The organism is Micromonospora sp. AMSO31t (assembly GCF_008868175.1).
In the GTDB taxonomy this organism is placed as follows: domain Bacteria; phylum Actinomycetota; class Actinomycetes; order Mycobacteriales; family Micromonosporaceae; genus Micromonospora.
The window spans coordinates 1-20,918 of the sequence record NZ_WBKT01000095.1; the positions used below are offsets into that span (position 1 = coordinate 1).

Below are 20,918 nucleotides of genomic sequence, written 5' to 3' on the forward strand. Positions count from 1 at the left end.
CGGCGAAGGTGACCGGCAGTTCCAGCAGGCCGCGGAACGGCGACGCGGCCGGCAGCCGGCGCACCTCGTCGAGGGGCACGCCGAGCCGCAGCCCGGGCAGCCGGCGCAGCAGCGCGGCGAGCGCGATCTGCGCCTCCATCCGGGCCAGCGAGACGCCGAGGCAGTAGTGCACGCCGTGCCCGAAGCCCAGGTGCGGGCCGCGGACCCGGCGCAGGTCCAGCCGGTCGGGGTCGGTGAAATGGGCGGGGTCGTGGTTCGCCGCGTTGATCGCCACGCCGACGATCGCGCCGCGCGGGATGCACACCCCCTCGTACTCGACGTCCTCGGTGGCGATCCGCGGGCTGGCCACCGGCAGCGGGCCGTCGAACCGGAGCAGCTCCTCGATCGCCGCCGGCAGCAGCTGGGGCGTGGCACGCAGCATCTCCAGCTGCTCGGGATGGGTGAGCAGGGCGAGCACCGCGTTGCCGAGGAAGTCCGCGGTGGTCTGGTGCCCGGCGAACACCAGCAGGAACGTGGTGGTCACCAGCTCCGCCTCGGAGAGCGTCCCGTCGCGGTCGACCGCGTCGATCAGCGCCCCGATGATGTCGTCCGCGGGGTCGTCGCGCTTCGCCCGCACCAGGTCGGCGAAGTAGTGGTGCAGGCGCAGCTGGGCCTCCTGCACGGCCGCCCGCTCCTCCTGCGGCGGCCGCCGCGTCGAGCCGGAGGTGCGGATCACCTGGGTCCACTCGAGCACCCGGTCGTGGTCGGCCGGCGGCACCCCGAGCAGCTCGCAGATGACCGTCATGGGCAGCGGGATGGCGAAGTCGTGCATCAGCTCGGCCTGGCCCTGCGGGAGCATCTTGTCGATCAGGTGGTCGACGACCTGCGCCACCCGCGGCCGCAGCGCCTCGATCCGCCGCGGCGCGAACGCCTGGGACACCACCCGGCGCAGCCGGGTGTGCTCCGGCGGATCGGAGTTGAGCATGTTGCGGTTCAACCCCTCGGAGTTCGGGCCGAAGATCCGCAGGTAGTGCTGGCCGGGACCGTAGAGGTCCTTGGACAGCCGCGGGTCGGTGAGCGCCGACCGGGCGTCGTCGAAGCGGGTGATCAGCCAGGAGTCGAAGCGCGGTGAGCTGACCGGGCACACCGGCCGGTCGTTCCGCAGCCGGGCGAAGGTCGGGTAGGGGTCGGCGGCGAACCCGTCGGTGTAGAGCTCGCTCGCCGGAACGGCGTCCTCGGTCATCGGTCCTCCTCCGGTGCGCTGCCCACGCTGTGCAGCACCTGATAGGTGTGCCGCTGCGCGGACTCGCGCAGCTCACGGATGATGCGCAGCAGCCGGTCCCGGTGCTCGCTGCGGCCGAAGGCGTCCAGCCGCTCGCGGTCCGCCCAGTCGCTGATGATCAGGTAGCTGCGCGGGTCGTCGGCGTCGCGGACCAGGTCCTGGTGCAGGCAGCCGTCCAGCGTGCGGATCTCCTCGGCGGCGCTGCGCCACTCCGACTCGAAGCGCTCCTCGCAGCCCTCCCGGGTCCGCATGGCGAGCACGGTCCGCACCCGGCTCACCGGGCACCGCCGAACACCAGGTGCAGGTGCTTGCGGAGCGCGTCGGCGTCGACCGGCTGGCTGCGGAAGCCGACGTGCCCGTCCGGGCGGACCAGGTACAGCCCGCTGCCGGTCAGCCCGTACGCGGCGCGGAACCGGCCGTCGGCGTCGCACACCGCCGGCGGGTCGAGCAGCCGCGGCTCGGCGGCGTCCGGGCTGAGCAGGAGGTACGCGTCGACCTCCCCGGCCGTCTGCCGCCGCACGTCGGCGCAGAGCTCGGCGATGGCGCCCAGCGCCGCCTCGTCGGCCGACCCGTCGGCGTAGAGCAGCAGCGTGTGCCGGGTGCCGCGGGTCAGGTCGCGCAGCCGCAGCGGGTGGCCGACGCCGCGCCGCAGCAGCCCGTCCACGTCGGGGGCCCGGTCGCCGGGACGGGGGGCCTCGCCCAGCGCGTCCGGATCGGACACGGTTTCGCCGACCAGCGGGCTGCCCGCGTAGCTGAGCAGCATGGACATCTCCTGGAGGAACTGGCGCTTCAGGTCCTCGCGGTCCAGCTCGTCGGTGAACGCCATCCGCACGGCCCGGCCGACGATCTCCTCGCCCTCCGGCCGCCGCTCGGTCTCGTAGCTGTCCAGCAGGCCGGGCGCGGCGATCCCGCGTACCGCCAGGGCCAGCTTCCAGGCCAGGTTCCAGGCGTCCTGGATCCCGGTGTTCATGCCCTGGCCGCCGGCCGGCGGGTGCAGGTGGGCCGCGTCGCCGACCACGAACACCCGGCCGTCGCGGTAGCGGTCCACGATGCCGTGGCTGATCCGGAACACCGACGACCAGCGCAGGTTCGAGGCGCGGGTGCCGGGCGGGGCCAGGTGGTCGAGGGCGGCCTGGACGTCGGCCAGGGTCGGCGCGCCCAGCTCCGCGCTGAACCCGGGCGGGGCGTCCTGCCCGCCGGTCTGCGCGAAGAACCGGGGCGGGGCCAGGGTGGCGATCCGGTACCGGCGCTCGCCGCGCAGCGGGACGCAGACCAGCATCCCGTCCATGCGGCCGTCGGTCTCGTGCATGAACCGCAGCAGGTGCCCGTCGGGCATGTCCCAGTCCACGTCGACGTCGCCGAGCATGAACAGCTGGGGGAACCGGCCCAGCCCGCCGGTGAAGGTCAGCCCGAGCAGTTCCCGGACGCGGCTGTGCGCGCCGTCGCAGCCGACCAGGTACTTCGCGCGCACCGTCTCGGTGCCGCCGCCGGCCGTGGTGACGGTGGCCGTCACGCCGTCGTCGTCCTGACCGAAGTCGACCAGCTCGGCGCCGCGCTGGGGGCGCACCCCGAGGGTGGCCAGCCGGGCGGTGAGGATGCGCTCGGTCTCGTACTGGGGCAGGCCGAGGTGCGCGTACGGCAGGCCGGGCAGCTCCCAGCTCATCCGGTGGGTCTCCACCCCGTTGACGAAGACCATGTTGCCGGTGAGCCAGATGCCGGCGTCCATGGCTTCCCGGACGACGCCCTGCTCCTCCCAGATCTCCATGGTGCGGCAGTGCACGCCGATCGCCTTGTCCGCCTGCCCGGCCGGGGTGGCCAGCTTGTCGATCACCCGGCAGTCGACGCCCCGCCGGGCCAGCTCGACGGCGGCGGTCAGCCCGGCGGGCCCCGCCCCGACGACCAGTACGTCCGTTGTCCTGTGCACGTCGGCCTCCCTGCCGGTGGTGGGTTGTCGCCGGCCGCCCCCGTCGGGCACGACGTGGAACAGGCGGCGCCGGATGTCGAGAAGGAACGGCGCGATGGGCCCGGCCTGCGCGGAGGCGTGGGCCGGGTCGGCGATCCAGCGGAGGAACTCCCCCGCGCTGTTCCACTCGGCGAAGATGTGGTGCACGTCCGAGCCGGGATCGCGCAGCAACTGCTCCCGGCGGTACCCCGGTATCCCGGCCATCCGCGCCCTGACCTCCGGGTAGCCCCGGTGGAACTCGGCGAGCCGGGGCGCCGGCACGGTCAGCTCGACGTCCACGTAGACCGTCGAGTCGCCCGTGCCGTGCTCCCGCAGCACGGGATAGTCGACCGGGCCGGCCGGCTCGGTCAGCGGCCGGACCAGCTCGGCCAGCCGCGCGGCCACCGGCCCGTCCCGGTACGCCCGCAGCGCCGCCTCGTCGGCCCACTCGGTGACGACGACGAACCCGCGCGGGTCCAGGGCGTCGAGCAGCAGCTCGTGCCGGAGGTTGCCGGCCAGCCCGCCGACCTGCCCCGCGACCGTCCCCCACGCGGACCGCACGGCGGGCTCGCAGCCCTGACGCGCGCGCAGCCGGAGCATCGTCCTGATCATGAAGTCCCCTTCGACGGCCTGCGGGAGACGGTGGAGCTGTCGCGGCCGGTGCTGCCCGAGCCACCACGTCGTCGCGCTGCGACCCTGCCGGAGGTCGCGTCAACCGGCCGTCACGGGCGACCCCCGCGACGTCCCCACCCGGTGACGCCGCGGGGACGGGACGCCGCTAGGACGGTGCGCGACGCGGACCGTCGTCGGTGGACGCGTGCGCGCGTGGCGGCGCGGCCGGGTGGCCGTGGTGGGAGCGGCGGGCCTCGACCCGCCGGCGGTCAGCTCGGACCAGACAGGTCAGGCGTCGCGCGCGCGGGTCGTGCGGAGCAGGTGACCGGCCAGGTGCAGCGTCGGGCCGCCGGTCTCCGCGACCACGTCGATCTTCGTGACGTCGGTGCCGGTCCACTCCGGCCCGGCGAAGCTCGCCCGCAGCTCCTGCGCGGTCAGTCCCCAGCCGTGGCCCGCCTCCGGCGACACGGCCAGCACGAAGACGGTCGCGCCCGGCGCGGCGAGGCCCGGCAGCGACGCGAGGTAGCGGTCGAGCGCGGCGCCGTTCCGGTGGAGGCTGTGCAGCAGGCCGGAATCGAACACCGAGTCGAACGGCGCCGACGGCAGCGACAGGTCGGTGGCGTCCTGGACCTCGAAGTGCACCGGCAGGCCCTCGCGGGCGGCCTTGGCGCGGGCCAGGTCGATCGCCACGCGGGAGATGTCGACCGCCGTCACGCGGTGGCCACGCCGGGCGAGGGCGATCGCGAGATCGCCCGTGCCGCAGCCGATGTCGAGCACCTTCGGGCCCTTGACGTGGTCGAGGACCGCCGCGAGCGCCGGCTGTGGGCCGCCGATGTCCCACGGCGGCCCGCCCGAGTCAGCGGTGTCGCGGTAGAGCTCGTCGTAGCTGTGGTCGCCGTGGACGGGCTCGTCGCGCGGCGCGTCGCCATCGCGTGCGCTCACCAGACCCCCTGGACGTGCGGCTCGGCGGCTGGAACCCCGTCTCGACCCGCACCCTACCGCGCCCCGGCCCGGTGTGCGGCGCCCGGCGACTAGGCGAAGAGGCGGGCCAGCTCGGTGCGGGAGCGGACGCCGAGCCGGTGGAAGATGTTGCGCAGGTGGTGGTCGATCGTCCGGGTGGAGAGCGACATCCGGGTGGCGATCTCCCGGTTGGTGGCCCCCTCGGCGACCAGCTGGGCGATGTGCAGCTGCTGGCCGGTCAGCAGCTGCGCCGGTGGCTGTTGCGGGGACCCGACCGACTCCCCCGCCGCGCGCAGCTCCGCGCCGGCCCGCTCGGCCCAGACGGTCGCGCCGAGCAGGGTGAACGTCTCCCGCGCCCGGTGCAGGTACGCCCGGGCGTCCCGTGGCCGGCGGGCCCGGCGCAGTTCCCGGCCGAACAGCAGCTCGGTGCGGGCCCGCTCGAACCGGTCGGTGTCGGTGGGGTGCAGCCGCAGCGCCGTGCGGAACTCCCGCTCGGCCTCGGCGCTGCCGCGGGGCGCGAGCAGCGCGTGGCAGCGGGCGGAGAGGGCCCGGCGCGACGGGCTCGCCGTGCTGCTGGCCCAGCGGTCGAAGACGGCGAGCGCCGCGGCGGGCCGCCGGCCGTCGTGGGCAGCGGCCTCCACCAGGTACGGCGTGGCCATCACCTGCACGAGGACCTGGCCGCGGCCGGTGCCGGTGCGGGCGAGCGAGGCCAGCCGGGTGGCCGCGTCGGCGTGCCGGCCGTCGACCAGGTCGAGCACGCCGAGCGCCCACTGCGCGTACGCGTAGGGGCGGCTGCCCGGGGTGGCGCCGTCGCCGATCTCGGCGATCCGGGCGAGGCTGGTGGCCCGGTCGGCCCGCATCGCGGCCAGCACGGCGAGGATGCCGAGGTGGACCCGGGCGCAGGTCCACTGGCCGGTGGCACGGGCCTCCCGCAGTCCCTCGTGGGCGGTCTCCGTCGCCGTGGCGTGCCGGCCCAGCCAGTACTCGGCGACGGCGCGCAGCTCCAGCGCCCGGGGCAGCACGGACCGTTCGCCGCGGGCCCGGCCCAGCTCGACGGCGCGGTCGGCGAGCCGGTGCGCCGCGCCGTCCACGGCCACGAGCAGCCCGGCCACGGCGGCGCAGACGAGCCCGGCCGGGGTGAGCGCCGGGCCGGTCAGCCGGCCACCGAGGACGACGACCCGGCGCAGCGCCGGGCCGCCCCGTTCGTGGTCGCCGCGCAGGGTCGCCCCGACGCCGGCCGCGAACGTGGTCAGCAGCTCGACGTCCGGCGGGTCGCCGGGCCGGCGCAGCGCCCGTGCCCGCCGCGCCACCTCCGCGTACCGGTAGTGGTCGCCGGTGAGGCAGATGGCCTCGCCGGCCCGGACCAGGCCGAGCAGGGCGGCCCCGCGGTCGGCCGGCGCGACCGCCTCGGCGGCGGCGAGCAGGGTGGCGACCGCGGTGGACGGCGCGTCGCAGCGAAGTTGGATCTCGCCGCGCAGGAGGTCGGCCGGGCCGGCCGCAGCCGGGCCGGCGGGCGGCGCGGCGAGCAGGCGCCGGGCCTGGTCGGGTTGGCCGGCGGTCCAGGCGCAGCGGGCCGCGGCGATCGTCCGGGCGGCGGCGCGGGCGGGGTCGTCACTGAGTTCGGCGGCGCGGCGCAACGCCGCCGCGGCCTCGATCCGGTCGTCCGCCCCGGCGGCGGCGGCCTCCAACTCGGCGGCCAGCGCCGGGTCGGGGCCGTCGGTGGCGGCGGCGCGGTGCAGCGCCCGGCGCAGCGGCCGCCCGCCCGAAGCCCGGGCCAGCAGCAGGTGGGCCGCCTGCCGGTCGCCCAGCGGCGCGACGATCTCGATCATGGTCCGGGTCAGCGGGTGGGGGAAGGTCACGCCCGCCGGGCCGGCGCGCGGGTGTCGTTGTCCACGAAGCGCTTCAGCCAGGCCACCGTCTGCCTGGCCATCGGCGTGTTCACCGTCTGCGGGAAGAAGTGGCTCGCAGCGTTCAACTCCAGGTACGCCTTCTCCGACGAGGCCGGGATGCTGTTGTAGAAGGGCTCGGAGTGGGTGGCGACCGGCGCCACCGTGTCGCTCTCCCCACCGACGATGAGCGTCGGCACGGTCACCCCGGACCAGGTCTTGTCCAGGTTCCACGGGGCCAGCGGGACGGCGGCCTGCAGGGACGGCCGGGCGGCGGCTGCTTCCAGGGTGCCGCCCCCGCCCATCGAGTGCCCGGCCACGGCGAGCCGGCTGGCGTCGATCCGGCTCCGGACCGTGCTGCGCTGGACCAGGTAGTCCAGCGCGGCCAGGAGCTGGCGACCCCGGCTGTCCGGCTGGTCGTAGAGGGTGTTGGTCTCGATGCCGATGACCACGAAGCCGTGCGAGGCGATCCGCGGTCCGAGCCAGCTGAGACTCGACCAGGTGGCCGTGAAGCCGGGCGAGATGGCGATGGCGCCGAAGGTGCCCTCGCTGGTGCTGGTCGGGTAGTAGACGACCCCGCCGCCGAAGCCGGTGACGCTCAGCCCGGAGACGCTGTAGGACGAGGTGGCGAAGGGACCGCGGCTGGCCTCCAGGATGGCGTTGGTCGGCGCGGGTCCGCGCTCGTAGGGGTTGGCGGCGGCCTGGGCGCGGCGGGGACGGCCAGGGCGCCGCCGAGGGCCAGGACGGCCGCGGCGGCGAGCCGGCCCAGGGCGAGAAGGCGGGTACGGGGACGGGGGGTGGTGGTGGCTGGTCGCACGTCGGTCGCTCCTTGTCGGGTAGGGAGATCCATCGACATGCGTCAGTATTGAAGCGCTCCCCCGACCACCGCATCGGCGAAATCACCGGTCGTCGCGCGCCGGGCGACGGGCGCCGCGACGCGGCTCGGTGACCTGACCGTGACGTCAACAGTGGACGATGGACCGATGCAGCTCACCCGACGGAACCTGCTCGGCGTGACCGCGGCGGCCGGCGTGACCGGCCTGGCCACCGGCTGTGAACCGGAACGGCGGGAGCCAGCCGGGCCGCCCAGCTCCGCTCCGGCCCTCGACCCGGCGAGCTGGGACAGCGTCCGGGCCCAGTTCGCGCTCGACCGCAGCCGGGCGCACCTCGCCACCTTCGTCTTCGCGCCCCACCCCGCCCCGGTGCGCGCCGCCGTCGCCGCGCACCGGGACGGGCTCGACCGGGACGCCATGGGCTACCTGGGCGCCAACGAGGAACGCCTCGACGGTGCGGTGCTCGGGGCGGCGGCCCGCCACCTCGACACGCGCCCCGACCAGATCGCGCTGACCGACTCGACCACCATGGGCCTCGGCCTGGTCTACACGGCCGTGCGGCTGCGGCCGGGCGACGAGGTGCTCACCACCGAGCACGACTTCTACGCCACCCACGAGTCGGTGCGGCTGCGCGCCGAGCGGGACGGGGTGGCCGTCCGCCGGGTGCGCCTCTACCGGGACCCGGCCGTGACCACCGTCGACGAGATGGTCGGCAACCTCGCGGCGGCCGTCTCCGCCCGCACCCGGGTCGTCGCGCTCACCTGGGTGCACTCCAGCACCGGCGTGAAGCTGCCGGTTCGGCAGCTCGCCGAGGCGGTCCGCGCGCGCAGCCCCGAGGCGCTGGTCTGCGTCGACGGGGTGCACGGCTTCGGTGCCGACGCGGCGACGCCGGAGCAGCTCGGCTGCGACGTGCTGGTGTCCGGCTGCCACAAGTGGCTGCTCGGGCCGCGGGGCACCGGCCTGGTCTGGGGCAGCACCCGGGCGTGGAGCCGGATGACCCCGGTCATCCCCGCCTTCGACCGGCGCAGCATCGGCCGGTGGCTGTACGCGGGCACGGGCGGGCAGCCAACGCCTCCGGGGCCCGCGCACACGCCGGGCGGCTACCACAGCTTCGAGCACCGCTGGGCGCTCGCTGAGGCGTTCGAGTTCCACCACCGGATCGGTCCGGCGCGGGTCGCCGAGCGGAACCGGGAGCTGGCCGGCCGGCTCAAGGAGGGTCTGGCCGGCATCCGCGGGATCCGGCTGGTCACGCCGCGCTCGCCCGACCTCTCCGCCGGGGTGGTCTGCTGCGCCGTTCCCGACATCCCGGTGGGTGAGGCGGTGGGCCGGCTGTACGCCGCCGGCGTGATCGCCAGCAGCACCCCGTACAACCCCTCCTACCTGCGGTTCGGCGCGACCATCGCCAACAGCGAGGCGGACGTGGACGCGGCGGTGAAGGCGGTGCGCGGCCTGGTCTGAGCCCCCTCCGCCGCGACCGGCAGGTGTGCCCGCGGGTTTTCCGGGAATGGCACGCCGACGGCCGGCGAGGGCGACGGAGGTCAGGTGGGCAACGGGAGGCGGGATCCGGGCGTGCCGCGCACGGGAGCGGCGGCGGCGCGCCCGGGCGGGGAGGGTGACCGGCCGCAGCTCACCGACCTGCACCACAGCGCTCCGACGATGTCCGACCCGGACGTGGTCCTCCAGATCCCCCACCTCCGGGTGGACGACATCTGCGCCGAGGGCGACGACCTCGACGCCCACGTGTCCCTGCGGGCGCGGCTGGGCGGCCTGCTCCAGCTCGACGTCGGGGTGCAGGCCCGGCTGGGCACGGTCCGGATCGACGTCCGCGGCGTGACGACAGAGGCGATGCTGGAGGTCCGGCTCGACGAGCTGAACGGCATCCTCGACCGCGCGTTGAGCACCGTCGACCGCAACCCGCAGATCGTCGAGGCGGTGGTTGGGACCGCCGCCAGCGCGGCCGCCGGGGTGGCCCCGCCCGTGCCGCCGGCGCCGGAACCGCCACCCCGGACGCCCCAGCGGCCGGCCGACGCCGAGGGTGGGCCGGCCGGCCCTCCGGGGCGTACGACGTGGCGTCGGATGAAGAAGATCGCCAAGGACGGCCGGCCACTGCGGCGGGCCGCCGCGCGGCTGCTCCCCGGCACGGGACCGGAGCCGGGACGCGACGGTTGACCGGCGGGCGGCCTACCCGTCCAGGTCGGTGCGCGGGACGAGGTCCGGTGACCAGCGGAAGTCGTAGCGGGGTGCGGCGACCGCCTGGGCGAAGGCGGTGGCCGCGGCGGGCGAGCTGGCGATCCGCCAGTCCATCTCCTTGTCCACCTCGAACCAGATGAGGCCGATGACGTCCCGGTGCTTCGGGAGTGCCCGGAAGGTCTCCCTGATCCACCGGGCCTTGTGCCCCCCGGCGTTGGAGGCGCCGGTCTCGGTGACGACCAGCGGCCGCCGGCTGAAGGTACGGATCTCCGCGATCGTGGGGCCGAAGATGGCGTCGAACGGCGAGTACCCCGACCACGCCCCGGTGCCGTAGTAGCCGGTGGTGCCGACCCAGTCGACGTAGTCGTCGCCGGGATAGAGCTCGGCGAGGTGCCCGGTCGTCTTGCTCCACCGGGCGTTCGGGCTCCAGACCCAGATGACGTTGGTGGCGCCGGCCCGTTCGAAGAGGTCGTGCACGTGGCGCCAGGCCTCGACGTACTCGCCGGGCCGGTTGCCGTTGGCCTTCTCGCCCCACGGGTACCAGTCGCCGTTCATCTCGTGGGCGAACCGGATGGCGACCGGGTAGCCGAGGGACTTCACGCCCTCGGCCCAGGAGCGCAGGTAGCTGTCGAACTCACCGTCCACGATCCGCGACAGGCGGTAGCGCGGCTGGGTGGAGCGCACCCGGTCGATCTGGCGAACGGTCAGCTTCTTCTGCTTCCGGGCCGCCTGGTCCACCTGGTAGTCCCAGGGTTCCCAGCCGAGCATGGGCAGCATGCCGCGGTCCTTGATCCGGTCGAAGAGCACCCGGTCGAACGTGCCGGACTCCCAGCCCACGCCGAAGAGCATCACCTGCGGCTCGCGCCGCGCGGCCGCGGCGAAGCGGTCCACCGCCGCGAAGTCGTACGGGCCCTTGTCGGTCATCACGCCGATGAAGGCCTTGCCGGCCGGCGGGAAGAGTTCCGCGGCCAGTTGGAGTGGGGGGTTCTCGGCACCGGCCGGCACGACGGCGCCCGTTTCGGCTGTCGTCGGCGCGCGGGACGCGGCGCCCTCCCCGCCCCTGCCTGTGACGACCGGCGCCAGGGCGAGGGCGTAGGCCAGCAGCAGCGCGGCGATCACCATCATGAGGACCCGCGGCCTGGTCAGCCGTAGCACGTCACCACCTTCTCCACCGCCACCGAGTTCCCCGTCCGCGCCGGTCACCCGCTCGAATCTCGAACCACTTTATGCCGATTACGCCCTTATGTCCGGAAAACTAGTCGTCCAGCTTCGTGCGTGGGAGCAGCTCCGGCGACCAGCTGAACCGGTAGCGGGCGTCGGCGACCGCGGTGGCGAAGGCCCGCGTCACCGCCGGCGAACTCACGATGCGCCAGTCCAGCTCCTTGTCCACCTCGAACCAGATGAGACCGAGGATGTCCCGGTGACGCGGCAGGGCCCGGAACGCCTCCGTGATCCATTCGGCCTTGCGCCCCGTGGCGTCGGAGGCGCCGGTCTCGGTGATGACCAGTGGCTTCCGGCTGAACGCGCGGATCTCGGAGATGGTGGGACCGAAGATCGAATCGAAGGACCGGTACTGCGTGTAGGCCCCGATGCCGTAGTAGCCCGTGATGCCCACCCAGTCGACGTAGTGGTCGCCCGGATACAGCCCGGCGAGCTTCGGGAGCGACCCGTCCCAGCTGGCATTCGGGCTCCACACCCAGGTCACGTTGGTCACCTCCGCCGCGCGGAAGAGATCGTGCACGTGCCGCCACGCCTGGACGTACTCGCCGGGCCGGTTGCCGTTGCTCGCCTCGGACCACGGGTACCAGTCACCGTTCATCTCGTGCGCCAACCGGATGGCCACCGGGTAGCCGAGGGACCTGATCCCCTCGGCCCAGGACCGCAGGTAGGGGTCGAAGTCCCCGGCCGTGATGCGGGACAGCCGGTAGGCCGGTTGGTGGGACCGGATCTGGTCGATCTCCCGGGTCGGCAGCTTCTTCTCGCGGGCCGCCTTGTCCACCCGGTAATCCCAGGGTTCCCAGCCCAGCATCGGCAGCATGCCCCGGTTGCTGATCCGGTCGAAGAGCGTCCGGTCGAAGGTGTCCACGTTCCACGACGCGCTGAACAGCATCACCTGCGGCTGGTGTTTCGCGGCCGCCGTGAACGCGTCCAGCACCGCGAAGTCGTGCGGGCCCTTGTCGGTCATGACGCCGATGAACGCCTTGCCGGCCGGCGGGAAGGGTTCCGCGTCCGGCCGGGGCGACTCCTCCGGCTCGGCCTTCGCCGGCCGGGGCGGGGATCCCGGCTCGGCCGTCACGGGCCGGTCGGACCGGCCGTCCTCCCGGCCCCCGAACATGGGGGTCGGCGCCACGGCGGCCGCGTAGGTCAGCAGCAGCGCGCCGGTCAGCACCAGCACGGCCCGCGCGGCGGTCAACCTCCGCACCGCTACTCCTTCGTCCGCGAGACCATGTCGGGCGACCAGGTGACCTGGTAGCGAGGGGCGGCGACCGCGCCGGCGAAGGCCGTGGACACGGCCGGGGAACTGACGATGCGCCAGTCCAGTTCCTTGTTCACCTCGAACCAGATCAGCCCGATGATGAACGGGTACCTGGGCAGGGTCTGGAAGGCATCCCTGATCCATTCGGCCTTGCGCCCGACGTGGTCGGACCCACCGGTCTCGGTGATGACCATCGGCTTCCTGCTGACGGTGCGTAGCTCGGTGATGGTCTTCTTGAAGACCCCCTCGAAGGAGAGGTACGGCGCGAAGTCGTACTTGCCGTAGTAGCCCGTGACACCCACCCAGTCCACGTAGTCGTCACCCGGGTAGTAGGTGGAGATCGGCGGGGTCAGGTCGGTGTAGCGGACGTTCGCGCTCCACACCCAGGTGACGTTCGTGGCCCCGACCGCCCGGAACACGTCGTGCACGTGGCGCCAGGCCTTCACGTAGTCACCGGGCCGGTTGCCGTTGACCAGCTCGCACCACGGGTACCAGTAGCCGTTCATCTCGTGGGCGAAGCGGAGGGCCACCGGGTAGCCGAGCGACTTGATCCCTTCCGCCCAGGACCGCACGTAGCTGTCGAACTCGCCGCCCGCGATCCGGGACAACCGGTAGCTGGGCTGATCCGAGCGAACCGCGTCGATCTGCTGGGCGGTGAGCTTCTGCTGCCGGGCCCGTTCGTCCAGCCGGTAGTCCCAGGGTTCCCAGCCGAGCATCGGCATCATGCCGCGGTCGCGGATCCGGTCGAAGAGCGCCCGGTCGAACGTGGCGGACGCCCACCCCTCGCTGAAGAGCATGACCTGCGGCTGGTGCCCGGCGGCCGCCGTGAACCGGTCCACCGGGGCGAAGTCGTGGGGACCCTTGTCGGTCATGACACCGATGAACGCCTTTCCCGCCGGCGGGAAGGGCCCTCGCGGCCGGGGCGCCTTCGCCTCGGCCGTCACCGCCCCGCCCCGGCCCTCGGAGCCGGTGGTGGGCGCGATGGCGAAGGCGTACGTCAGCAGCAGCGCGCCGGTCAACACCATGACGACCCGCGGAAAGGTGAATCGGATCATCGCAGAACCCCCTCGGCCGGGACCCGGGACTTCGGCGGGTGGACCTCCTCGTCCTTCCCGCGAGCGGGGGCGGGCACGACCACCTCGTCGTCCTGCCGGCGGTTGGCCCGCAGGTTCGACGCGAGCGCGATCAGGGGCGGGCCGAGGCCGGTCAGGAGGGTCAGGACGGGCCACACCCGCAGCAGGGGCGAACTGTTGTCCAGCACGAAGCTCGCGCCGAGCAGGCCGGCGGAGACGACCGCCCAGCAGAGGTGCAGCCGGAACGTGCGGAACGACTCGACGGTGCGCAGCCTCCCCTTGGCCGTCACCACGAACCCGAGTTTGCGGCGCAGCAGCGCGGTGAACCCGGCGGCCACGTAGATCGGCCCGGCGAACAGCGCCAGCGCCATGCCGACGATGCCGATCTCCTCCCGTTCGTGCGGGGCGATGTTGAAGCGTCGGAGCCAGAGCCACAGCACGAACCAGGTGCCGAACGTCGAGCCCCAGAGCACCGACCACACGGTGACGTCGAGCTGCGCCGAACCGACCCCGGTGAGCAGGTACATCGCGGTGGCGAGGTTGCCCAGCAGCAGGCTGATCGCGACGCTCGGGTAGTAGAACTGGAGCAGGCGGTACTGCCAGCGGCGCCGGGACGGCAGCTCGCGCGGTGCCCGCAGTTCGGGCCGGACGAGGATCTCGCAGATGCCGGCCGCCCAACGCTTCTGCTGATTGAAGTAGTCCGCCCAGGAGGTCGGGCCCTCGCCGATGGCCACCACGTCGGGCGTGTAGACGCCCTTCCACTTGTTGCCCGTCTCCGGGTTGGTCGCGGCGTGGATGCGGATGCTGGTCAGGTGATCCTCGATGATGGAGTCCTGGTAGCCGCCGATGGTCCGCCAGGCCGCCGGCCGGTAGAGGTGGCCCGTGCCGGTGAGCAGCGGCGCGTCGAGCCCGTTGCCGCCGCGGGCGATGAGGCCGTTGTAGAGGTACTGCTGCACCGAGGCGCCGTGCGCGACGAAGTTCTGGTGCATGTTGCCGTAGACCTGGGGGGTCACCACGAAGGCGACGTCCGGGTCGCGGAAGTAGCCGAGGGTGCGTTCGAGGAAGTTGGGCAGTGGCACGTGGTCCGGGTCGACGTTGGCCACCACGTCGTACCGGCCCTCGTGCTCGGCCCGCCAGGCGTTGTGGTTGCCGGACTTGGTCCGGGTCCGGAACTCTCCGCCGGGCTGGTTGTACTCCGGCCGGCCCTTGCGGCTGAAGTGGTGCACGCCGAGCCGCGCGGCCATCTCCTTGACCGCCGGGTCGTCGCCCTCGTCGAGGATCCAGACGTCGACCTGTCCGCAGTAGACGATCTCCCGCAGGCGCCGCAGCGTCCGCTCCGCCACGTCGAGCGGCTCCTTGCTGGGCACGATCGTGGTGAGCAGGGCCACCCGGAGCCCGACCGGCGGGTCGACCGGCACCGGGTCCCGGGCGTGGAACGCGAACACCCACACCACCACGTTCTGCGCCAGGCGGATCAACTCCACGCCGACGACCACGCAGAAGCCCAGCCGGGCCGCGATCATCTCCCAGCCGCCGCCGACCATGCCCGGGCCGGGCACGTGCTGGGGCAGCAGCAGCCAGCCGACGAACAACAGCCCGGCCGCGCTGTTGAGCAGCACGAGCAGGGTCAGCACGAGCCGCGCCGCGGGCGAGGCGGCGTGCCGGAACTCCACCGCCGCGTCCGGGCGCGACGGCGCGGCCAGCGGCCCGGCGGTGGCGCCGCACCTGGCGTACGCCAGGCGGGCCCGGATGTTCAACTGCCGGCGGTCCGGTCCCTTCCCGGCGGACGGTCCGGCCGGGGCGAGCACCGACGGACGGTTGCCTGAGCTGCCCGGCGTGCTGGCCCGGGACGGGCGTGTATCAGCGGCGATGGCCACGTTTTCCCCCATGGTGATCTCGCCACGAACCCTGAGCGGGCAGTGGGGTTGAAAGGTCGTGTTCGGTCAGCGGGCGGTGCGGTCGTCCACCAGGAGGGCGAGGGTGAACCCGGCCGGGTGCCAGACCTGCGCCACCTGGTATCCGCTGCGCAGCAGCCGCTCCGTTGCGCCGCCGACGGGCGGCACGGGATCCGTGCGTTCGCCAGGGCGGATCACCCACAGTCGCCGGACGCCCCACAGGCAGCCGGCACAGCCGCGCGGCGGCGCCGCGGCGAACAGGTCCGTCGGCCGCCGGTCGGCGGGAAGGTAGCGGGCCACCACGGTCCGCGCGTCCGCGTCGCCGTAGACCACGCCGTCGGCGGGCAGCCGCCGGGCGCCGACGATCTCGGCGACCTCGCGGGTGGCCTGCCCGTGCCCGTCGGGCGCGCGGACGGCCGCCTGGGCCGGTGCGACGATCAGGGCCAGCGCGGCCACCGCCACCACCCACCAGGCAGGGCGCACCCGGGACAGAGCGGCCGCGGCCAGGGTCGCCCAGGCCGGCAGCGTGAAGAGCAGGCTCGACGGTGACCAGACCGGCGTCGCCTGCGCGATGAGCAGCAGGCCGAGCGGCGGCAGCACCGCCCACGCGGTGCAGATCGCCGCGGCGCGCCGCAGCGGGAGGCTGAACAGCGCCAACCCGAGCAGCACGGCGCCCAGCGCGGCGACGCCGAACAACTCCCGGGGGGTCGCGGCGAGAGCCGCCAGGTCGGGGCGGGCCGCCGGCGCGACCTGCCCGCCGGCGCGTACCCCGGACCAGAGCAGCCCGGCGGCGGGGAGCGCGCCGAGGAGGGCGGCGGCCAGCCACCGGCCGGTCATCCCCCGCCGGAATGCGAGCACGACCCAGCCGTGCCCGACGAGCAGCAGGAGCGCCACCGCGTGGCACAGGCCCAGCAGGGCCACCGCGGCGGCGTACGGGGCGAGGCGGCGCAGGCTCGGGCGGTCGAGGGCGGGCAGCAGGAACCAGGTGGCGAGCACCGCGGCGAACAGGGCCAGCGCGTAGGGCTGGGCCTCCTGGGCGTACCGGGTGACGCTCGGCAGCAGCGCGAAGATCACCCCGGCCAGGACCCCCGCGCCCGGCGCGAACATGCGGGCGGCCAGCGCGCCGACGAGCGCGGCGGCCGCCGCCACGGCGAGCAGGGACGGTACGCGCAGCGCGAGGTCGGTGGTGCCGAACGCCACCGCCCAGGCGCGCATCAGCAGGTGGTACGGCACGAGCGTGACGTCGCCGCCCGGCAGCCCGTCCGGCCACGGGGAGGTGGCGGCCCGCCAGGTCGCCAGTTCCGCCAGGCGCAGGCCGGGAGTGCCGGCGCCCACGACGCCGAGCCCGCCGGCCAGCAGCGCCGGCAGCAGCCATGCGGCGAGCCGCCACCGGAGGCTGTCGGCCGGCGGACGCTGGCCGCTGGCCCGGGGACCGGCCGCGCGGTCCTCGCCCCACGGGTCCTCGACCCGGCTCTCTCCCGACCCGAGCCGGGGTAGGACCATGGTGTCCGCGTCCATCATCGTGACTCACGCATCCCTGTGGGTGCCGGCGACCTGGTTCCAGCCGTCCCGGGGCGACGCCGGATCGGCGTGCTGGCGACGGTGCGACCGCGTGGCGCGGCCGGCACCGGTAGTCCCGGGTCGATGACTGGATGACACCGTGGAGCTTAATGAGTCACTCCGACATAACGCTCATATACGACGAACCGGACGGGCCGATACCCCGGACGGGGGAGGCGACCGGCGCGCCGTCCCCCGCGCCCCGAAGACGGGGGGTCCGGAGCTCCTCCGAACCACCGCCGGGCCGCGGTTTTCATGCGAGCATCGGTCCCGACGGACCACGGGCGACTGACCGGCCGCTCCGGCTGGCCACCCGCCAGGGGAGCCGGGGGGCGACGTGAAGGCACTGGTCTGGCGGGGCGTGAACCAGCTGGCCGTGACCCAGGTCCCCGACCCGGAGCTGCGCAACGAGCAGGACATGATCGTCCGAGTGCGCAGGAGCGCCACCTGCGGCGCCGACCTGCACCTGCTCGGCGGCCACCTCCCGCTGCTGCGCCGCGGCGACGTGCTGGGGCACGAGTTCCTCGGCGAGGTGGTCGAGGTCGGGCCGCGGGTACGCCGGCACCGGGCGGGCGACCGGGTCGTGGTCTGCTCCGTCGTGTCCTGCGGCCGGTGCGGGCCCTGCCGGCGGCGGCAGTTCTCCCTGTGCGACAACGGCGGCGCCGGCCCGGCCCTCGGCGAGCCGGCGGGAGTCCTCTCCCCCGGCGGCTGCTACGGCTCCTCGCCCGCCCTCGGCGGGTTCGCCGGCAGCCACGCCGAGTACGCCCGGGTCCCGTACGCCGACCAGGGCGCCTTCACCGTCCCGGACGGCGTCACCGACGAGCGGGCGCTGTTCGCCTCCGACGCCGCCCCGAGCGGCTGGATGGCCGCCGACCTGGGTGGCGTCCGGCCGGGGGACGTGGTCGCGGTGTGGGGCGCCGGTGCGGTCGGTCAGCTGGCGGCGCGGGCCGCCGTGGTGCTGGGCGCGGAGCGGGTCGTCGTGATCGACCCCCTGACCGACCGGCTGCGGATGGCCGAGCGGCACCTCGGCGTCGAGACCCTCGACCCCGGAACCCAGGACGTCGGCGGTGAGCTGCGGGAACGCAGCGGCGGGCGCGGCCCGGACGTGTGCATCGACGCGGCCGGCGCGGCGGCGCCCGGCGGCGGCCGGTGGGGTCGGTCCGCCCGGCTCGGACAGCGGCTCCGGCCGGGACCGGACCGGTCCGCGGCCGCCCGCGAGGCCGTTTACCACTGCCGCGAGGGCGGCAACGTCTTCCTGCTCGGGACGTACGCCAGAGCCGTCGACCGGTTCCCGCTCGGCGCCGTCGTCACCAGGGGCCTCACCCTGCGCGGCGCCCGGCAGCACGGCCACCGGTACATCCCCATGCTGCTGGACCGGATGGCGCGCGGCGAGCTGGTCACCGAACACCTCGCCACCCACCCGATGCCGCTCGACCGGGCGCCGCTCGGCTACGACACGTTCCGGAACCGGCTCGACGGCTGCGTCCGCGCCGTCTTCGAGCCGGGACCGTGACTCGCTGTCGGCCAGCTCACTTCAGCGTACGAAACTTTGCACAGCCTGCAAGATCGCCTGTAGGGTCGCCCGGTGACCCTGGACCGCCCTCCCGCCGACGGCGGCCTCCGCGACCGCAAGAAGCGGCGGACCCGCACGGCGCTGGCCACCGCGGCGCTGCGCCTGGTCGCCGAGCACGGTCTCGACCAGGTGACCGTCGAGGAGATCAGCGCGGCGGCGGACGTCTCCTCCCGGACCTTCTTCAACTACTTCCCGAGCAAGGACGACGCGCTCGTCGGCGACCAGGCGGCGCTCAACGCCCGGTTCGTGGCGCGGCTCGCCGAGGTGCCACCGGAGGTGCCCGCCCTCGCCGCCATCCGCGCGGCGCTCGGCGAGGTGGTCGAGGAGTTGCAGGAGGACCGCGAGCTGTGGTTGCTCCGCATGGACGTGGTCATGCGGAACCCGGCCCTGCTGCCCCGCCTCGTCGCGGCGGGCGCCGAGGCGGAACGCGCGATGACCGATGTCGTCGCCGCCCGGGTGGGCGTGCCAGCCGACCACGGGTTCCCCGCCCTGCTCACCACCGTCACCGGCGCCGCGTTCCGCGCCGCCGCGCTCCGCTGGGCCGCCACCGCCGGCGCCCGGTCCCTCGCCGACCTGGTCGACCAGGCGTTCGACACCCTCGCCGCCGGCCTGCCGGATCCCGGCACGCCGGAGCCCCACCCGTCCCGCACTCCGAGCTGAGGAACCGCATGTCCGCACCCACCGCGCCAGCCGACGCCGCCGAGGTCGGCCCGGCCCGCATGTCCCGCCGTGAAGTACTCCAGGCCCTCTCCGGCCTCATGGTGGGCATGTTCGTGTCGATCCTGGCGTCCACGGTCGTGGCGAACGCGCTGCCGCGCATCATCGCCGACCTGAACGGCAGCCAGACCGTCTACACCTGGATCGTCACCACGGAACTGCTGGCCATGACGGCGACCGTGCCCCTCTGGGGCAAGCTGGCCGACCTCTACAGCAAGAAGCTGCTCATCCAGTCGTCCCTGGGCCTGTTCGTGATCGGCTCGCTGATCGCCGGTTTCACCCCGAACGTCGAGGTGCTGCTGCTCAGCCGGGTCGTGCAGGGCGTCGGCGCGGGCGGCATGACCGCGCTGGCCACCATCGTGATGGCCGCCATGATCCCGCCGCGCGAACTCGGCCGGTACGCGGGCATCTTCGGCGCCGTGTTCGGCGTCGGCACCATCGCCGGGCCGCTCATCGGCGGGGTCCTGGTCGACACCTCCTGGCTCGGCTGGCGCTGGTGCTTCCTGATCGGCGTCCCGTTCACCCTCCTGTCGATCTTCCTGCTCCAGCGGACGCTGCACCTGCCCGTGGTCCGCCGCGAGGTGCGGATCGACTGGCTGGGCGCCGCCCTCATCACGACGGGCGTCTCGCTGCTGCTGGTCTGGTCGTCGCTGGCCGGGCACAAGTTCGCCTGGGCCTCCGGCTGGACGGCGCTCATGGTCGGCGGCGGGGTCGCGGTGCTGGCCGTGGCCGTGTTCGTCGAGTCGCGCGCCGCCGAGCCGGTCGTCCCGCTGGACATCTTCCGCAACCGGACCGTCTCGCTGTCCACCGTGGCCAGCGTCCTGGTCGGCGTGGCGATGTTCGGCGGCACCGTCTTCCTGTCGCAGTACTTCCAGATCTCCCTGGGCAAGTCGCCGACCGTGGCCGGCCTCATGAGCCTGCCGATGATCTTCGGCCTGCTGGTCTCGTCGACGGTCGCCGGCCAACTCATCACCCGGTACGGACGCTGGAAGATCTTCCTGGTCGCCGGCGCCGCCGTCATGACGGCCGGCATGCTGCTGCTCGGCACCATCGGCGCCGGCACCGGCGTCATGGTGGTCTCGATCTACATGTCGGTGCTCGGCATCGGCGTCGGCATGCTCATGCAGAACCTGGTGCTGGCCGCCCAGAACGACGTGCCCGCCAACGAGCTGGGCGCGGCCACCTCGGTGCTGACGTTCTTCCGCAGCATGGGCGGCGCCATCGGGGTGAGCGCCCTCGGCGCCGTTCTGGCCAACCGGGTGACCGAGCTGATGACCGAGCGCCTGGGCCCGGCCGCGGCCGGTGGTGGCTCGTCCGCCGCCGTGCCGGACCTGTCCACGCTGCCCGAGCCGCTGCTGCGGGTCGTGCAGGACGTCTACGGCACTGCCACGGCCGAGCTGTTCCTGGTCGGCGCGCCGCTGGCCCTGCTCGCCATGGTCGTGGTGCTCTTCATCAAGGAGAAGCCGCTGCACACCCTCAGCGGCGACGAGCGGCGGGCGCAGGAGGAGGCGGCGCAGGCCGCCGGCCTCACCCACTGACGGGACGTCCGGCGGCGGGTCCGCACAGCCACCGGTCCCGGGGCTGCGCGGACCCGCCGCCGGATGCAACTATGACCCCGTGTCATCGCTCGCGATACCACATGTGACCCTCCTCGATGGACATCCGCGACGCACGGGCGAGACGACCGGGCTGACCGCCGTCCTCGACCGCTCGGGCATCGACCTGCGCCGGCCCTTCCGGCGGTTCCTGCGCCTGCCCTGGCCCACCCTCCGCGGGCTGGACATCCGCACCCCGAGCCTGCTCTCCATGGCGCTCGACGGTCACGGCCTGCGGTCCGGCGGTGTCCGCCTCGACCTGCACCTGGACGGCGGCGTGTGCCGGTTGCACGTCGACGGCACGCCGGCGTCGGAGCTGCGGGACCGGCTCGCGGCGTGGGCGGC

At 74.2% G+C, this 20,918-nt stretch carries 16 protein-coding genes and 1 pseudogene; 6 read left to right on the forward strand and 11 right to left on the reverse strand.

The window, feature by feature from the left end; genetic code table 11:
- The 6 genes and pseudogenes from F8274_RS20245 to F8274_RS20270 all read right to left on the reverse strand — a co-directional run.
- Nucleotides 1–1,222 (reverse strand): cytochrome P450 (locus F8274_RS20245; RefSeq protein WP_151463946.1); only part of this gene is annotated, 1,222 nt, incomplete at its 3' end.
- Complete coding sequence (locus tag F8274_RS20250; RefSeq protein WP_151463947.1) at nt 1,219–1,539, reverse strand: putative quinol monooxygenase; 321 nt, start codon at nt 1,537–1,539, stop codon at nt 1,219–1,221. The genes F8274_RS20245 and F8274_RS20250, both read right to left, overlap by 4 nt.
- A complete protein-coding gene (locus tag F8274_RS20255; protein WP_151463948.1) occupies nt 1,536–3,815 on the reverse strand; it encodes an FAD-dependent monooxygenase in 2,280 nt (759 codons plus the stop codon). The genes F8274_RS20250 and F8274_RS20255 overlap by 4 nt, the downstream gene beginning before the upstream one ends.
- Before the next feature lie 288 nt (nt 3,816–4,103).
- Complete coding sequence (locus tag F8274_RS20260; RefSeq protein WP_151463949.1) at nt 4,104–4,757, reverse strand: bifunctional 2-polyprenyl-6-hydroxyphenol methylase/3-demethylubiquinol 3-O-methyltransferase UbiG; 654 nt, start codon at nt 4,755–4,757, stop codon at nt 4,104–4,106.
- Nucleotides 4,758–4,846: 89 nt separating this feature from the next.
- Nucleotides 4,847–6,634 carry a LuxR family transcriptional regulator gene (locus F8274_RS20265; protein WP_225853879.1) on the reverse strand — a complete coding sequence of 596 codons (1,788 nt, stop codon included), beginning with the start codon at nt 6,632–6,634 and terminating at the stop codon, nt 4,847–4,849.
- A 17-nt stretch (nt 6,635–6,651) separates the two neighbouring features.
- Nucleotides 6,652–7,511, reverse strand: a pseudogene (locus tag F8274_RS20270) (alpha/beta hydrolase family protein); the annotation flags it as partial.
- 133 nt (nt 7,512–7,644) lie between these two features.
- On the opposite strand from F8274_RS20270, the gene F8274_RS20275 reads away from it, so the two are divergent.
- Nucleotides 7,645–8,952 (forward strand): aminotransferase class V-fold PLP-dependent enzyme, encoded by a 1,308-nt coding sequence (locus tag F8274_RS20275; protein WP_151463950.1) that lies wholly within the window; start codon nt 7,645–7,647, stop codon nt 8,950–8,952.
- 84 nt (nt 8,953–9,036) lie between these two features.
- A complete protein-coding gene (locus F8274_RS20280; protein ID WP_151463951.1) occupies nt 9,037–9,663 on the forward strand; it encodes a hypothetical protein in 627 nt (208 codons plus the stop codon).
- Nucleotides 9,664–9,675: 12 nt separating this feature from the next.
- On the opposite strand, the gene F8274_RS20285 is transcribed toward F8274_RS20280, so the two are convergent.
- Genes F8274_RS20285 through F8274_RS20305 form a run of 5 tightly spaced genes read right to left on the reverse strand, consistent with a single transcriptional unit; the run spans nt 9,676 to nt 16,649 of the window.
- A complete protein-coding gene (locus F8274_RS20285; RefSeq protein ID WP_225853880.1) occupies nt 9,676–10,887 on the reverse strand; it encodes a glycoside hydrolase family 26 protein in 1,212 nt (403 codons plus the stop codon).
- 52 nt (nt 10,888–10,939) lie between these two features.
- The gene (locus F8274_RS20290) at nt 10,940–12,106 is read right to left on the reverse strand and encodes a glycoside hydrolase family 26 protein (protein ID WP_225853881.1); all 1,167 of its coding nucleotides are present in this window, start codon (nt 12,104–12,106) and stop codon (nt 10,940–10,942) included.
- Nucleotides 12,107–12,108: 2 nt separating this feature from the next.
- A complete protein-coding gene (locus F8274_RS20295; RefSeq protein ID WP_151463952.1) occupies nt 12,109–13,215 on the reverse strand; it encodes a glycoside hydrolase family 26 protein in 1,107 nt (368 codons plus the stop codon).
- The gene (locus F8274_RS20300) at nt 13,212–15,122 is read right to left on the reverse strand and encodes a glycosyltransferase family 2 protein (RefSeq protein WP_225853882.1); all 1,911 of its coding nucleotides are present in this window, start codon (nt 15,120–15,122) and stop codon (nt 13,212–13,214) included. The genes F8274_RS20295 and F8274_RS20300 overlap by 4 nt, the downstream gene beginning before the upstream one ends.
- Nucleotides 15,123–15,176: 54 nt before the next feature.
- Nucleotides 15,177–16,649 (reverse strand): glycosyltransferase family 39 protein, encoded by a 1,473-nt coding sequence (locus F8274_RS20305; RefSeq protein ID WP_151463953.1) that lies wholly within the window; start codon nt 16,647–16,649, stop codon nt 15,177–15,179.
- 376 nt (nt 16,650–17,025) lie between these two features.
- Here F8274_RS20305 and F8274_RS20310 point away from each other — a divergent pair, with 376 nt between their 5' ends.
- The 4 genes from F8274_RS20310 to F8274_RS20325 form a co-directional block, all read left to right on the forward strand.
- A complete protein-coding gene (locus F8274_RS20310; RefSeq protein WP_151463954.1) occupies nt 17,026–18,201 on the forward strand; it encodes an alcohol dehydrogenase catalytic domain-containing protein in 1,176 nt (391 codons plus the stop codon).
- A 72-nt stretch (nt 18,202–18,273) separates the two neighbouring features.
- Complete coding sequence (locus tag F8274_RS20315; RefSeq protein WP_151463955.1) at nt 18,274–18,921, forward strand: TetR family transcriptional regulator; 648 nt, start codon at nt 18,274–18,276, stop codon at nt 18,919–18,921.
- An 8-nt stretch (nt 18,922–18,929) separates the two neighbouring features.
- Nucleotides 18,930–20,516, forward strand: a complete 1,587-nt coding sequence (locus F8274_RS20320) for an MDR family MFS transporter (RefSeq protein ID WP_151463956.1) — start codon at nt 18,930–18,932, stop codon at nt 20,514–20,516.
- Nucleotides 20,517–20,619: 103 nt separating this feature from the next.
- On the forward strand, nt 20,620–20,918 hold a 299-nt coding region (locus F8274_RS20325; RefSeq protein WP_151463957.1), incomplete at its 3' end, for a hypothetical protein.

Coding starts and splice junctions, on each gene's coding strand:
- F8274_RS20255 (WP_151463948.1), bottom strand. CDS start 3,815: ATGATCAGGACGATGCTCCGGCTGCGCGCGCGTCAGGGCTGCGAGCCC.
- F8274_RS20275 (WP_151463950.1), top strand. CDS start 7,645: ATGCAGCTCACCCGACGGAACCTGCTCGGCGTGACCGCGGCGGCCGGC.
- F8274_RS20295 (WP_151463952.1), bottom strand. CDS start 13,215: ATGATCCGATTCACCTTTCCGCGGGTCGTCATGGTGTTGACCGGCGCG.
- F8274_RS20300 (WP_225853882.1), bottom strand. CDS start 15,122: ATGGGGGAAAACGTGGCCATCGCCGCTGATACACGCCCGTCCCGGGCC.
- F8274_RS20305 (WP_151463953.1), bottom strand. CDS start 16,649: ATGATGGACGCGGACACCATGGTCCTACCCCGGCTCGGGTCGGGAGAG.
- F8274_RS20320 (WP_151463956.1), top strand. CDS start 18,930: ATGTCCGCACCCACCGCGCCAGCCGACGCCGCCGAGGTCGGCCCGGCC.